Origin of the sequence: Pseudoalteromonas piscicida (assembly GCF_000238315.3) — a bacterium.
Taxonomy (GTDB): Bacteria; Pseudomonadota; Gammaproteobacteria; order Enterobacterales; family Alteromonadaceae; genus Pseudoalteromonas; species Pseudoalteromonas piscicida.
Window position 1 is genome coordinate 685657 of sequence record NZ_CP011925.1, and the last position, 15552, is coordinate 701208.

Annotated in this window: 10 protein-coding genes; 6 read left to right on the forward strand and 4 right to left on the reverse strand. The window is 45.1% G+C overall.

Annotation, left to right across the window (positions count from 1 at the left end; all coding sequences use genetic code 11):
• Window positions 1-23: 23 nt before the first annotated feature.
• Entirely contained in the window at window positions 24-2975 is a 2952-nt protein-coding gene (locus PPIS_RS22520; protein ID WP_010375309.1) for a TonB-dependent receptor, read from the forward strand.
• A 322-nt stretch (window positions 2976-3297) separates the two neighbouring features.
• On the forward strand, window positions 3298-3876 hold the full coding sequence (locus PPIS_RS22525) for a LysE family translocator (protein WP_019647445.1): 579 nt from the start codon (window positions 3298-3300) through the stop codon (window positions 3874-3876).
• 272 nt (window positions 3877-4148) lie between these two features.
• Here the strand turns inward: PPIS_RS22525 and PPIS_RS22530 are convergent, their stop codons facing one another.
• From PPIS_RS22530 to PPIS_RS22545, 4 genes are all read right to left on the reverse strand, one after another.
• On the reverse strand, window positions 4149-4688 hold the full coding sequence (locus PPIS_RS22530) for a YqcI/YcgG family protein (RefSeq protein ID WP_010375304.1): 540 nt from the start codon (window positions 4686-4688) through the stop codon (window positions 4149-4151).
• Window positions 4689-4961: 273 nt separating this feature from the next.
• Window positions 4962-5366: a DUF1801 domain-containing protein gene (locus PPIS_RS22535; RefSeq protein WP_010375302.1), complete on the reverse strand. Its 405-nt coding sequence runs from the start codon at window positions 5364-5366 to the stop codon at window positions 4962-4964.
• Window positions 5367-5606: 240 nt separating this feature from the next.
• Window positions 5607-8147, reverse strand: a complete 2541-nt coding sequence (locus PPIS_RS22540; protein ID WP_010375299.1) for a glycoside hydrolase family 3 protein — start codon at window positions 8145-8147, stop codon at window positions 5607-5609.
• Window positions 8148-8150: 3 nt separating this feature from the next.
• The gene (locus PPIS_RS22545) at window positions 8151-9401 is read right to left on the reverse strand and encodes a sugar MFS transporter (protein ID WP_010375296.1); all 1251 of its coding nucleotides are present in this window, start codon (window positions 9399-9401) and stop codon (window positions 8151-8153) included.
• 185 nt (window positions 9402-9586) lie between these two features.
• Between PPIS_RS22545 and PPIS_RS22550 the strand changes: the two genes are divergently transcribed.
• The 4 genes from PPIS_RS22550 (at window position 9587) to PPIS_RS22565 (ending at window position 15463) form a co-directional block, all read left to right on the forward strand.
• Window positions 9587-10930: a GH1 family beta-glucosidase gene (locus PPIS_RS22550; protein WP_010375293.1), complete on the forward strand. Its 1344-nt coding sequence runs from the start codon at window positions 9587-9589 to the stop codon at window positions 10928-10930.
• 69 nt (window positions 10931-10999) lie between these two features.
• Window positions 11000-12007, forward strand: coding sequence for a LacI family DNA-binding transcriptional regulator (locus PPIS_RS22555; protein WP_010375290.1), 1008 nt, complete (start codon window positions 11000-11002; stop codon window positions 12005-12007).
• Between the two features lie 6 nt (window positions 12008-12013).
• Window positions 12014-13600 (forward strand): sugar porter family MFS transporter, encoded by a 1587-nt coding sequence (locus tag PPIS_RS22560; protein WP_010375286.1) that lies wholly within the window; start codon window positions 12014-12016, stop codon window positions 13598-13600.
• A 114-nt stretch (window positions 13601-13714) separates the two neighbouring features.
• Window positions 13715-15463, forward strand: a complete 1749-nt coding sequence (locus tag PPIS_RS22565) for a hemopexin repeat-containing protein (protein ID WP_010375284.1) — start codon at window positions 13715-13717, stop codon at window positions 15461-15463.
• Window positions 15464-15552 lie beyond the last annotated feature (89 nt).

Consider the following 15552-nt stretch of genomic DNA (forward strand, 5'->3'; position numbering starts at 1 on the left):
AAGAATAGAATCGCAGGGCAGTCATGAATAACAAACAATTCAATAAAAGTAAGCTTGCCGCTCAGTTGTCGCTAGCAATAGCGATGAATGCGGGAATGGTCAGCATAGCTCAAGCAGAAGAGCAACAAACAGCCGAAAAAGTCGAAGTGATCGAAGTGAAAGGGATCCGCGGAAGTTTGATCCGTTCAATGGATTTAAAGCGCTCCGCATCGGGGGTTATGGATGCCATTTCTGCAGAGGAAATGGGGAAATTTCCAGATACCAATCTAGCCGAGTCTTTACAACGGATCACTGGTGTTTCGGTCAGCCGTGCCAACGGCGAAGGCAGCCAAATTACCGTACGTGGCTTTGGGCCTGATTTTAACTTGGTGACATTAAATGGTCGCCAAATGCCGGGCACAGGTAATACTCGTTCGTATAACTTGGAAAACCTAGCCGCAGAAGGCGTGAGTGCGCTTGAGGTATATAAAACCGGACGTGCTGATGTACCCAGTGGCGGTTTAGGGGCTTTAGTCAACATTGTCACGGCTAAACCTCTACAACGCCCAGGGCAGCACTTTAGTGCTACAGCAAAGGCGATTGTTGATACCTCTAACGAAGCGGGAGATGATGTTACACCTGAGGTTTCCGCGGTTTACAGTAATACCTTTGCCGATGAAACCTTTGGTTTTGGGTTTTCCTTCTCCCATCAGCAACGTGACTTTCAAAAGCAGCAAGCCAACATTCAAGGCTGGCAGGCCAATGTTGATCTACCTGATTTAGACCCGTCTAAAATCATTGATGGCCGTGCTGAAGATGCCGAGGGTAATAAAGTCGGAAATTACTTTTTTCCAAAAGACATGAACTACGGCATTGAAGATCTAGAGCGAGAAAGAACAAACGGTCAAGTTACCTTTCAATATACACCAACCAACGGTTTCATTGCTACCTTAGATTATACGGCAAGCCTTGCCGTAACTGGCTCTAATACGGTGGGGTGGGGTATTTGGAATGAGTTTGGCGGTAACATTAACGCCTATGAGTTAGATGCTAATGGCACCGCGGTTTATGCCGATATTGGCGGTAATGATGCGTCGTTCACTGCAAATAGAAATACGACGGAAGTTGAGGCGCGTTCACTTGGCTTAAATCTGGACTGGCAAATTAATGATAATTGGCATGTAGAGCTTGATTATCACGACTCAAAAAACGAAACCGATAATGGTGCAGATAAAGGCTTGGGTAGTGATGGTCAAATCATCTTAGGCTCAGATCAGTTGCTCACTAAGATTTATGATTATCGGCAGGGCGAAGTGCCGCATGCAAATGTGCTTTGGAAAAATGGCACGAACGAACTCATGGCAAGTGAAATTGATTCTAACTTTAGCCAATTTATCCATTCTCCCGGAGAGGCGACAGTCGAGCAGTTACAACTTGACGCCACTTGGTTTAACGACAGTTTTGATATTGGCCTAGTCAGTGTGCAGTTTGGTGCAGCTCGCACTGAACAGTCAACTGGGGGATATGAAGCGTGGAGTGGTCTACGAGGAGGACCGGGTTTTAACCCTTCGTTTAAAGAAATTTTCCCAGATAGCATGTTTACGCGCCATGAAACTGGCGATTTGCTAGATCAATTTGCAGGTGGTGGCAGTGACTTACAGCCTGGGTATTACTATACCTATGACTTTGATGAAGCTATTGCAAGGCAGCTTGCGTATCTTACAGAAGATGTGATCGGTGCCGACTACTACTCGGCGGACGCCTATTTTGATGGCATAGACAGCCAAAGTAGAGTTGATGAAACCACTGACAGCATCTACTTGCAATCCAAATGGGAGTTTGAATTTTCTGACTACTTTGTGCAGATCAACGCAGGCCTGCGCTATGAACAAACGGATGTGACAAGTGTGGTACGTCAGCGTGTGGAAACGCAAGTGAATTGGGACAGTCCATCTGAATGGATTATGCAATACGCTGCGGGGGGGGATGACAATTTCTTAACGCAGGAAGGGGATTACGACATTCTATTGCCGATGATCGATGTGCGTTTTGATATCACCGAAGATTTAATTGCACGAGCGTCTTGGGGCAAAACAATGTCGCGTGCGCCGCTTAGTAATCTTGCGGGTGGCAGAAGTTTGTCAGGCAGCCCAAAACCGGGAGCGAGAACTGGCTCTCGAGGCAATACTAATCTATTACCGTTTGAGTCGACAAACCTAGATTTTTCACTTGAATATTATTACAACGAAGGAAGTTACGCATCGCTTGGCTACTTTAAAAAAGAGGTCGATAACTTTATTCAAACCACAATCACGCAAACCACCATTGAAGGTCTTTACGATATTTATAATGGTCCAAGGTATAAACAAGCGATTGCAGACATTGAAGCCCGTGGAGAGCAGGCGACTAGTGATGCCATTTTTGCGCAAATGCTCGCCAATGGTCACGGTAATGCCGAGGGCAAAATTGAACCAAGCAGTGACGATCCTTTGATGGTATGGAACATCAGCCAGCCACAAAATACCGATAGCAAATCGGTTGATGGTTTTGAAGTGGCGGTACAGCACTTATTTGGTGAAACGGGATTCGGCCTTGGTGTAAACGCAACTTTTGTTGATGGCGATGTTGAGTTTGATAGTGAAAGCCTAGTGCAGCAAGCACCGCTGACGGGCTTGAGTGACTCGGCTAACTTCCAAGCATTTTACGAAAAAGACGGGTTATCGGTGAAGTTAACCTACGCATGGCGTGACGCTTATCTAATCGGGGTAGGTCAAGCGCAAGGCTCGGCAGATGCACCACCGCAATATGCCAAGTCTTACGGTCAATGGGACGTTAGTGTGAATTACGATATTGATGAGCAGTTTACGGTGTTCTTTGAAGGTATTAACTTAAACAATGAAACCGAGCAAGGATATGGTCGGTATGAAGAGCAATTCTTATTTGCTCGTCAATACGGCCCGAGATACTCGGTTGGTATGAGGTATACCTTTGAGTGATCCCTTGCGCATCCGTTCACTAATACCAATTTCACTTAATTAAGCAAATTGGCATAAAAATGCAGACCGATGAGTCTGCATTTTTTTGGCCCTAATTCAGTAGGTGCGACTTTATGCCGCACTCATTCAAGCGCATATTGCATAGGGAAATGATAAGGCTGAGTTCGAAGATGAATATCATTGATAAACTCAGTATGTAGCTCCCACCTATCGCATATTACTTTGTAAATTCATGATTTAGTGTGATGATTCAGTGAGTGTGAATCGACATGTTTGCGGGGTTGATGTTTTGGACAATTATTTGCTGTTTGTAGGTGTCGCTTTGGCGACAATTTTATTACCAGGGCCTGCGGTGATGCTGACTATCAATAACTCAATTCAAAGAGGCTTTGCCAAGTCTTTAGCTGGTATTTGTGGTGTCGCGCTCGGGATTTTGATTGTCGCCGCGGTATCGGCATCAAGTTTAGGTGTGATTTTAGCCAATTCGGTGTTGGCATTTACGGTCGTTAAATTTATTGGCGCTGCATATCTTTTCTATTTAGGCTACAAAATGTGGCGAACTAAAGGTGAAAGTAAAATAGGCAAGTCTATTGCTGCAAGTACGATGAAAAAGTGCTTTTTAGAAGGCTTTTTTGTTTCGATCACCAATCCTAAGGCTGTTATTTTCTTTATGTCTATCTTTCCGCAATTTATCAATGTGGAAAATGCCTTTATGCCGCAATTTATGTTGCTGGTTTTTACCTTTAGCCTGCTGGTGTTTATGGTACATATTTCTTATGCGGTGTTTTCTGGCCTTGCTAAGACTAAATTGTCGTCACCGAAGAGTATGACAATGATGAACAAAGTGAGCGGTGGCGTGTTTTTTGGGTTTGGCGCCGGTTTAGTTGCCGCCGGTAAGTAGTTTGAGTGGCTTAAAAATGTAAGCATACTCCCTTTTCCCGCGAGTAGTTAAAGGGAGCAAAGCTTGAATTCGGCATTGCTTAGCTCCGCACTGCAGCAGGCTTACTCGCCTTAGTGCGAGTGGTTGGGCTACTTAGATTTGAATAAGCGCTTGAAGCACTCATTAAGCCAAAACAACCCAAAGTTGTTAATATGCCAATGACGACGTAAATAATAAAATCGATTACCATGATGTTGCTCATATCTAGTTCCTCTCCGTTGGTACAATGTGCATTAAATTCTGTGGGTTTCTACGTGTGATTCGACGACACGGAAACTCTGTGGGACCTCAAACTGAGGCATTAAGTTAAAAACAATCGCTGGGTACTTAAACTTTCTGTTTCTCGATGCGCTTGTAGGGCTTAAACAAGTGATATAAAGCGGCTCGCCATCCAAATTAAAATGAAAATTATTGCTGCAATCTGACGATTGAGAATGCGGCCCTCTAGGAGTGCTCTGCGAAACTAGGTTTTGCAATTCCTGCAGTTTACGCCAAACAGACTTATTAAAGTCGCTGTCATCTAAGTGTTGGCTCTGCTCAAAAATCGCCACAAACGCGGCACTTTTCATGCTGTCAAAATCTACCTTTTCGACAAAAGAATAGAGACTGGTTATCAAACTAAAGTTGTTGTGTCTTGAGGTGAGATCGCCAAAACCTAAAACCTCAACATGGTTAAACGCTAATTCGGCTCTATTACCACCACAAATGCATGGAAATTGCTGCTTGTTCACGAAATCAATAAAACTTTCTTGCAGCTCGGGTTCTGGTGTCATGTTTTATGCTCCTAATGTTGTTATTTGCGCTAGTTGGTTTTGGTGGTTTCCAATGCTGAATGGCGAAATGCATCTACACTGATTATCTATCATTAAGTAAGCAAGGCTTGAACCACAAATTAATAAATTTAACTCATTGAATTTTATTGGTTTTTGTTTTTTGTATTTTAAAGGGGTAATTTTTTCACGTTTTATTCAGGTAAGAAGTACACGGTTGTAAAAATTGGTAACGGTGGGTTTTTCGCTTCGGGCAAGGTTTACCTAGATTGGTTGTTACTGCCCGAGTAAAGGTAAGTTTTTGAGGTTTTTATAGTCCATTGCAATGGCAATACAACGGTAAAGTTGTGCTGTTGGCATGTCTTCTTCTAGTTTAAGGACAATCGCTCGGTTTCCTTCAAATTGTAACTCGTCGGAAAATAGTACTCTAAATGTATCAACTAGCTTCGTTTGGCAGTGAAAATAAAGGTGATAGTTAGTAGGCGTTTTGGCTTTCCAAGCCATACGGAAAGGGCTACCCGATTTAACACTAAAGCTTAACTCTCCCCACTTTATTGCCTCAATCACCGCGCCAAAGTTTTGCTCACTGGCAACCTGCATAACGAGACTACGCAGTGCCCTGATTTTTGCTTGCGCAGCAGGTGGGTAGGTACTAATCACTTGTTCGGCTATGTTTGACACTCTGGCTCTTCCTTGGTGTTAGCTCATAAAGTAGAGTATTAAATTGAGCAGGTGAGGGCAAGTGTGCTCTTGGTGTGACTTTTTAAATCGCTTGTTTGTGCCCTGTAAAAAGAATAAACGCGCGCATCAGACAATTGGCTTATCTTAGATCTCTTAAATTCTAGTCCACATTAAAGTGGCTTCATTAGACACTAAAAAACGATGTGAACACGGCCTCGTGACCACATCGTGTTAAGGAGACTAATTGCAGCTTAGTGTTGGTGATGCTTCTGAAGAGATCTGTATCTCAGACAGTGTTACCTCCAGTATCCCGGCGGTTGAAAGCTCGAAAGGGACAACGGTTTTAGTGAAGTCCATGCCTTGGGCTGTAAAGCAATTGAGGTCAATGCTTAGTGATTGCCACTTGGCTAAAGGGATCGTTTGAAGTTGCTTAGCAATATCGACCTTTGCGGTGCATGAGCCGTTTGCATCCGCTTCGCCTTCACAACTCATCGCTACCCAAACCGGTTTATCTGGCGCAGCATCAACTTGTACTTTAAAGGTAAGGGCGCTGTCGGTTGGAACACTTGGGCTGATGTCTTCCCTAAAATAGCTTTCACTGGCGAGTCTAAAGCCGCTGCGTCGACTACCGTCAAAAAGTAGCTCAATGGCATCTTCTTGTACTTCTCTGTCCGTTGTGCGGTAGCTAATACCACCAAGCGTATGGGTGTTGGCATTTATCAGTTGATTTTCGCCACTGCTGTATAAATGACCTTGCCAAGGTTTATTGATCGACCTTACCAGTAAGTCTACACCGCTGGCGAGATTTGCCTGAGTTTGTATTTGCTCTGGTAAATTATCTGCGAGTACATTTTGGTCTGAATAACGTAAGCCAAAACCATAAGGTAAAAGTGGGTCGTAATTTTTATCCTGGTAATTTACGATTTGTGTCGGCGTTTTTGGCCAAGAGTAGCTAAGCTTGCCAGTAAAATCATACTTAACTTGACCGTTTTTGTCGGCGAGTAATACGTCACTGATCCCAATTCCTTCAGATCCCGGTAACCATGCCGCCACAAATGCATCTGATGCGTTGAGTTCAGGGTTTACCCACATTGGGCGACCACTGATAAACACCGCCACCGTAGGAATTCCTGCTTGTTTAAAGCGTTTGAGTAATGCAAGATCAGATTTATCAGACGGCTTGTATTCAAGTGTTGCTCTATCACCGTGGCCTTCTGCATAGGGATCTTCGCCAAATACCACAATAGCAACGTCAGGCTTATCTTCGAAATCACCGCTAGTACTTAATGTGACGGTGCCACCAGCCGCTTCTGCTTGCTGCTTTATACCATCATAAATAGAAGTACCGCCCGGGAAGTCAGCATTGGTGTTGTTGGTACCTTGCCAAGTAATACTCCAACCGCCCGATTGTTTGCCGATATTGTCGGCACCATCGCCTGCTAACAAAAGATGTTGGTTCGGTTTCAGTGGTAATAGCTGATCGTTGTTTTTGAGTAAAACCAGTGACTCACGTACGGCTTGGCGCGCGACTTTACGGTGCGACTCTGCGCCAATGATTTCTGAGTTGCCAGCCAATGGACGATTTGCAGGACTTGGTTTTTCAAAAAGTCCCGCACGGAGTTTAACTCTTAAAATACGACTTACTGCATCATCAATGCGAGACTGCGCGATAGCACCGCTTTTTGCTTGCGCTAGCGTATTGTTGTACAAGGCTTTCCAGTCGTTCGGGGCCATGACAATATCAATGCCGGCATTGATGGCCTCTGTGCAGCTGTCGTTCGTACAACCTTCTATTTGGCCGTGACCATTCCAGTCGCTCACCACAAAACCATCAAAATTCATTCGCTCTTTGAGCACTTGGGTAAGCAAATAATGGCTGCCATGCACCTTTTCGCCATGCCAACTGTTAAACGATGCCATCACCGATTGTGCTCCGGCTTCAAGTCCACCTACGTAGCCTTGAGCGTGAAGTGCAATTAATGCTTTTTCAGAGGCGATATTGTCGCCTTGGTCGTCGCCATCAACCGTACCACCATCGCCAACAAAATGCTTTACTGTGCTGATCACGCGGTTCTTACCAAGAAAGTCCGCCTTAGGGTCGCCCTGTAAGCCTTTAACAATAGCGCTGGAATACGCTTTTACGATGTCGGGATGCTCAGAGTACCCTTCATAGGTGCGTCCCCAGCGATCATCACGTACCACCGCGACCGTAGGGGCAAAGATCCAATCAATTCCGGTGGCTAACACTTCTTTTGCGGTAATGTGGGCGATTTTCTCGATGAGATCTGGATTATTTGCCGCGCCAAGGCCAATGTTATGTGGAAATAGCGTAGCGCCAATGACGTTATTGTGGCCATGAACCGCATCCGTTCCCCACATGGTAGGAATTGTGCTGCCATCTAGGCTATCGTCAATCGATGCCTGATAAAGCGCTTCGGCAAGTTTGACCCAATCTGCAGGCGTTGCATGTTTGTTGTTGTAAGGAAATGCGCCGCCGCCATTGAGATATGAGCCGAATCCGTACTCTCGCATTTCTGCGACGGTAATATTTCGAATCTCAGGCTGGATCATCTGCGCAATTTTTTGCTCTAGGGTCATCTTAGCGAGTATCGACCGAACTCTTTCTTCTAGATTGTTATCGGTTTCGATAGCAGGAGTCAGCGCTGGCCAGTTTTCCACTTGGCGAGCTGCATCAACACTGGTTTTATTTGGGCTTTCGCTACATCCTGTTAAGGTTGCGATAGCCATTGCAAGACTTAGCATGGTTATTTTCGTTTTCATGTCTTAATTACTCTTGAAACGCTGGGGAGTTGCGCCTTTTAATCCAAAGTAGGCGATGTAGATATAGCATAAAGCAGGCAGTAAGAATGACAGCTGCAGATTGATTCCGTCTGCTAGCATCCCTTGAAATAGCGGGATTACTGCACCGCCGACAATAGCAAGACAGAGAATACCAGAGCCTTGTGCCGTTTGTTTTCCAAGCCCATTCAACGATAAGCTAAAGATAGTCGGGAACATCACGGAGTTACAAAGCCCGACCGCCAAAATGCTCCAAAGGGCGAGCTGACCGCTGCTAAATACTGCGATAAGGACTAATGCAAATGCACAGGCTGCATTAAAGGCAAGCACGGTTCGACCCGATATTTTCTGCATGACTAACGCGCCAATAAAGCGTCCGACCATAGCTCCACCCCAATAATATGCGATGAGCTTTGCGGCTTGGGCTTCGGTCATGTTGCCAATGTCCGGTTGATGTAAGAAGCTAACGAGTGTTGATCCAATCGCTACTTCAGCCCCAACATAAACGAAAATACCGATTGCACCAAGCACCAAATGTCTATGCTGCCATGCCTTGATTTCACCTGTGGTGACTTCTTCAGTAGTACTACTTAGCTGGGGAAGTTTAATAAAGGCAAAGACCAAAGCCAATGACGCGAGCATGGCTGCCAACATCAAGTAAGGCAACTGGGTTGCGCTGGCATTGCCCACCTCAACTGTGCTTCCCTCACTGAAGATGAGCATAGCGCCAAAAAATGGGGCGACAGTCGTACCGAGGGAGTTAAAGGCTTGGGTCATGGTGAGTCGTGCAGGGGCGGTTTCAGGGGAGCCTAGTACACTAACAAAAGGGTTGGCTGCAACTTGTAGCACTGTGATCCCTGCCGCTAGTACAAATAGCGCGAATAAAAACACGCCATAGATACCACTTTCAGCCGCTGGGTAAAAAAGCACACAACCAACGCCTGCGGTAAGTAATCCAGTTACAATGCCTTTTTGATAGCCGATTTTTCCAACCAATTTGCCAGCTGGCACCGAAACAACAAAATAGGCGCTAAAAAAGCAAAATTGGATCAGCATCGCTTGAGTGTAATTAAGCTCAAACGCGCCTTTGAGGTACGGAATTAAAATATCATTCAAACATGTGATGAAACCCCACATAAAAAATAGTGAGGTGAGGGCCCCCAAAGCAAATCGGTACTGGCCAGTATGGCCCGTAGCGATTGCTGCTGAAACCTGTGATTGAGACGGTACGCTCACGACAAACTCCTAGTTGATTTTTTTTGGTAAAGCGCTTACATTTATAAAAATGAAAGCGCTTACATTTCTAATGATGATTGCAGAAAGCGAACACGAATTCAAATAAAAAATGTTTTTGCCTTGCACAGTCACTAACACAACACGCTCGTACCTTGGCGTGAACACATAACTTGGAACGATTAACCATGAATAAAATTATCCTGCCAACACACTCGGCCATGTTGAAGGCAGACTATATTTTCGGCGTTGCGACTTCGTCATTTCAAATCGAAGGTGAGCGGCGTGGGCGTTGTGAGTCAATTTGGGATAGGTTTTGTGAACATGATGGCGCGATAAAGGATAGTAGTAACGGTGATATTGCCTGTGAGCATATATCCAGGTGGCAGCAAGATGTTGAGCTCATAACCAGTTTGGGGGTTGACGCCTATCGCCTTTCTATTTCTTGGCCAAGAGTAATGAATGATGATGGCACGGTTAACGATGCTGGACTTTCATTTTACCAACAATTGGTCGATGCGTTGGTTGCGAAAGGCTTAAAAGTGTTTGTCACGCTCTATCACTGGGATTTGCCACAAGCGCTTGAGAATAAGGGCGGTTGGCTGAATCGAGAAACGGCTGTAGCATTTGCACGGTATACCGAGGTGGTATGTAAAGCACTAGGCGATAAAGTGTATGCGTACACCACGTTAAATGAACCATTTTGTAGTGCACATTTGGGGTATGAATTAGGTATTCATGCACCGGGTTTGCGCTCCCAAGCGGCGGGAAGACAAGCAGCTCATCACCTGCTTCTTGCTCACGGCTTAGCGATGCAAGTACTAAGAGCGCATTGCCCAAATAGCCTTCTTGGAGTCGTGTTGAATTTTGCCAATGCGGATCCTGTGTCTACAGCGCATTGTGACGTGGAAGCGGCAAAAATCGCGGATGATTACTGTAATCACTGGTATATCAAGCCTATTCTTGAAGGGCAGTACCCAGATTTACTTGCCCAGCTCCCAAGGGACGTACAACCAGATATTTTAGCTGGAGATTTAGAGATTATTGCTGCGCCCATTGATTATCTTGGCGTGAACTATTACACCCGAAATATTTATCAATCTGATGGTAATGGATGGTATGAACAAGTTGAGCCTAGTGCAGAAACACTTACTACAATGGGCTGGGAAGTCGTGCCAGACTCTTTTTGTACATTGCTTCGGGAGTTACATGCTGAGTACCAATTGCCACCACTTTATATCACAGAAAATGGTGCGGCCTTTGACGATAAAATGGAAAATGGCGAAGTATTAGACGCGCAAAGACTAGCTTACTTCCAATCTCATCTGCTCGCAGTTAATCAAGCAATGGAGCAGGGCGTTGATATTCGTGGCTACTTTGCATGGAGTTTAATGGATAACTTCGAATGGGCAGAGGGGTATACGCAACGCTTTGGTATTGTGCACGTTGATTATCATACTCAGCAAAGAACCTTAAAGGCGAGTGCAAAAGCCTACCAAACGATGCTGCTTGAGCGTAAATCAAGTGTCTAAAACTATGCGCATTTTGAGCCAAAATTGGTATAGTGCGCAGATACAACTGATGGAGTAAAAGTAATAGATATGGCAACGATTTACGAAGTCTCAAAAGCTGCAGGGGTATCATTAGCCACGGTGTCACGGGTGATGAATGGCAATGCAAAGGTGAGTGACAAAACCAAAGAGAAGGTGCTCGCGGCAATGTCAGAGTTAGGTTATAAACCTAACGCCATCGCGCAATCTTTGGCTTCTAACCGCAGTAACAGTGTGGGGCTTATGGTATCTGAGCTACACGGTTCTTTCTTTGGTGACATGATGAGCACCATAGAGAGTACGCTGAGAACGGCGGGTAAACATGCCATTATTGCTGCGGGTCACAGTGATGAAGAAAAAGAGCAACAAGCCATCGAATTTTTATTGGACAGGCGCTGCGATGCCTTAATTGTGCATGCAGAAGCAGTCAGTGATGAATATCTCATTGAGCTTGCGGGACGAGATGTAGAACTGGTGCTAGTGAACCGCCACATTCCAGAGTTGGCAGAGCGCTGTTTTTATACTGACAACGAACTGGGTGGATACTTAGCGACTGAGGCGCTATTGCAGCGCGGACATCGAGATATCGCGTATATCAGTGGACCGTTATTTAAGCTTGACGCCAAAGCGCGTTTGGCTGGTCATCAAAAAGCCTTAGCTGAATACAATGTGTCATTCGATCCTAAGCTCTCATTTGAAGGCGGTTATCATGAAATCGATGGCATCGCAGGATTTAATCATTTAATGCAAACAGGGCAGCGCTTTAGTGCCTTGGTTTGCGCAAACGATGAGATGGCATCAGGTGCGATGACTGCGGCCAGAGAAGCAGGACTTGATGTCCCATCAGCGCTTTCCGTTGTAGGCTTTGACGATGTGTTATTTACCAAATATCTTTATCCAAAACTTACCACCATAGATAACCCTATTCGTAAAATGGGCAATGCGGCCGCGCGTTGGGTACTTAAGCATGTGTATAAAGAGAAGCACCAACCCGATGTGGAAAATCTCTACCCACCAACCTTAATCTTGCGCGATTCTATCGCCGTAAAAGCAGAGTAATAAGCGATGACCAGCCTGTCGATATCCAATGCATTAAAGTACACCTTAATTGTATCGTTAGGTGGGTTTATTTTTGGCTTTGATGCGTCGGTGATTTCGGGTGCAATTGGGTTTATTAGCGAGGCCTTTAAGCTCACCCCATGGCAGCAAGGGATAGTCGTGAGTGCGCCTACCTTAGGAGGGTTGGTCGCAACTCTTATTGCAGGGCCGGTGGCCGATGCCATTGGCCGTAAGCAAACATTACTGATGACCGCGTGTTTGTATTTTGTCTCCGCGATTGGCTCGGCTTTTGCGACTTCGTTTGAAGCATTGGTGATTGCGCGTTTTATTGGCGGTATGGCATTTTGTTCCTTGATGGTGGCGCCTATGTATATTGCTGAGATCAGCTTAGCGGATCAGCGCGGGCGTTTGGTATCGGTTAACCAGCTCAATATCGTCGTTGGCCTATTTATCTCTTATTTCACTAATTATTTCTTACTTCAGCTCAGCCATAGCGATGCAATGTGGGTGTCTAGTTGGCAAATAGACAGTCAAACATGGCGTTGGATGCTTGGTGTTGAAGCTCTGCCAGCACTGGCTTGGGTTTTGTTGTTACTGTTATTACCGCGAAGCCCTCGATGGTTATTGATGAAGGATCAGCAGCTAGAGGCTAAACGTACATTGACGCGATTATTTGGTAGCAACAATGCACAACAGCAACTTGATGCTATTCAAGCCGCGTTACCTAAACTGCAACTGAGTAGTTTGTCGCTTGCACGCAAAATGGGCAGTTTGTTTAGTAAGCGACTTCGTGTCCCTTTGATGGTAGGCATTGTGCTTGCCGTCGCGCAGCAAGTCACCGGGATCAATGTGGTGTTTTTTTATGCTCCGACCATTTTTGAGCAAAGCGGTATTGGTACTGACGCTGCATTTATGCAAGCGATTTGGATTGGTCTGATCAATGTGGTTTTTACCATCGTTGCGCTACTGACCATAGATAAACTCGGACGGCGACCATTGTTGCTCATTGGGTTAACTGGTATTTGCTTTAGTATGGCGCTGTGTAGTTGGGGCTTTAAACAAGCAACTTATCAGCTAAATACAGCGCATATTGCTGAAATTAAAACTGAAGTAGACGATTTTCCTGTGCATGCTTTAGCACCAATATTAGGCCAGACTTTCACCTCCGATGTTGCATTTAATGACGCAATCAAGCAGCGTTTAACTGCAGATGAGTACCGGCAATACAAGTCCGTGATTTTCGCTCACAGTATTAATATGCCAGCAAAACTGGTTCTGCTTGGGATTTCCCTTTTTGTGGCGTCGTTCGCGATGTCGCTGGGGCCAGTCATGTGGGTAATGTTTTCGGAGATATTTCCAAATGCAATTCGAGCCGTTGCGATTTCCGTTGTCGGTGTGATTAATAATGCCGCTAGCTTTACTGTACAACTAGTGTTTCCGTGGGAGCTTGAATATTTAGGTGCAAGCACCACCTTTTTATTGTACAGCCTGTTTTCATTGCTTTCGTTTGCGCTGGTATTTTTGTTTGTGGAAGAAACCAAGGGTAAGAGCTTGGAGCAGCTAAGCGAAAGTTTGGAAGCAAGAGCAGGTTAGCAAAACTCGCGATAAAATATTTTTCCATGTAATTTTTTTGTAAACGATTTTTCATGTTGGGGATTTATCATCTTCCTTGGACTAGTCCAGAAATTCACATTTAAAGGAAAGATAATGAAATTACCCGTGCTTAGCAGTGCATTACTTGCACTTTCATTTACCGCAAGTGTAAATGCACTTGAAAACAAAGTATTGCTCATTGGTATCGATGGCCTGCAATACGAAAAAATTGCTGCCAATAATACGCCGAACTTTGATCGCCTATATCTAACTCAAGCTTACACTGGCGGGATCGCAAAAACACAAACACAGCAAAAAACCAAAAGTGGCCCAGGTTGGGCGACAATTTTAACTGGGATTTGGGTGAATAAGCATCAAGTGCCGAGCAACGACTCAGGTCTAGCAAACAAAGCCTATCCCAGCCTTTATCGTTACATCGCAGAACATGATGCTAACGCCGATATCTCAAGTTTTAGTACTTGGGGACCCATTCATACGCAATTCTTCAGTGACGATGTTGCCTTGATGGACAGAAGATCGGAGGGAGGTAGCGACGACGATAATTTAAATAAAGCGCTGGCAACATTAAATAACGGCTCACCTGATTTTGTCTTTTTACATTTAGATGAACCGGACGCCGTGGGTCACAGCTTATGCTTTGGTTCTGCCTACAATAAATCGGTAGAAGATGCGGACAAGCGACTGGGTAAACTGCTCGACGCGGTTGAAGCAAGAGAGCAAAACGGTGAGAACTGGTTGGTGATGGTCACCACCGATCATGGCCGTACACCGGTTGTCGGCTGTCATCACGGTGAGCAAACCGAGCCTGAGAAAACCATCTTTATCGCCACCAACAAAGTGCTGAATAAAGAATTTAGCTCAAAAGACGTTAATCCTGCTAATACCGACTTTTCTGGTTTATATGGCTATCCAGCACAGACAGCGATTGTACCGACGATTTTATCTTACATGGGCATTGAAACAAATGTGCAAGCGGGTTTTGAAAGCACGCCGATGTACGGTGACTTAGGAATTCGTAAACTCAATTATGCCAATAAACTATTTACGTGGCTAAATGGTGCGAATGCGCAAACGCGTGTTTATCGAAATAGCCAATTGGTTGAAACATTGCCTGCTGGTGTTACACAGTGGCAAGATCCGCAGCCCGAATCTGGCATCAATAACTATAGCTTTGAGCAACAGGGTGTGTATGTTGGCTATCGAGTTACCGAGCTGAAACTCAGTGCGGCGCATCAGTGGCACAATACTAAGAGCTACTTTTTCTCTGAAGACGCGCGCTACTGGCGTTACGATACGGTGTTAGATAAAACAGATGATGGCTATCCGGTATCGGTGACTAATGGCAACTGGCCGGGACTTGGCGATTATGCACAACAAATTCGAGCGAGTTTTTATAAAGACAGTGATACGGTGTACTACTTCCTATCGGATAGTCAATACCTGAGCTATGACGTACAGAGCGATAAGGTACGAGCAGGTTACCCTCAAGCAATTGATAACAATACTTGGCCAGGGCTTGCTGCCTACGCAAATAAAATAACCGCAACTCTTCGTTGGACGTCAGATAAGGTGTATTTCTTCCTAGATGATGGTCAATACTTACGCTATGACTTGGGAGATGACCGAGTGGACAGTGGGTATCCCAAGGCTATCAACGATAATACTTGGCCGGGACTTGGTGCCTACGCGACAAAGATAAGTGCAGCATTAAAGTGGAACGACACGCGTGCTTATTTCTTCTTAACTGACGGTCGCTATTTAAGATATAGCATTACTTTTGACAAAGTGGATGCGGGTTATCCTAAAGCCATTGATAATGGCACTTGGCCCGGGTTGCAGTAAACCCTGCAAAAGTATCGGATCTTGAAGGGAGTGAACAACTCCCTTTGTCATCTTGTTTTATTCTTCAATGCGCGTTTTTCAGTTATACC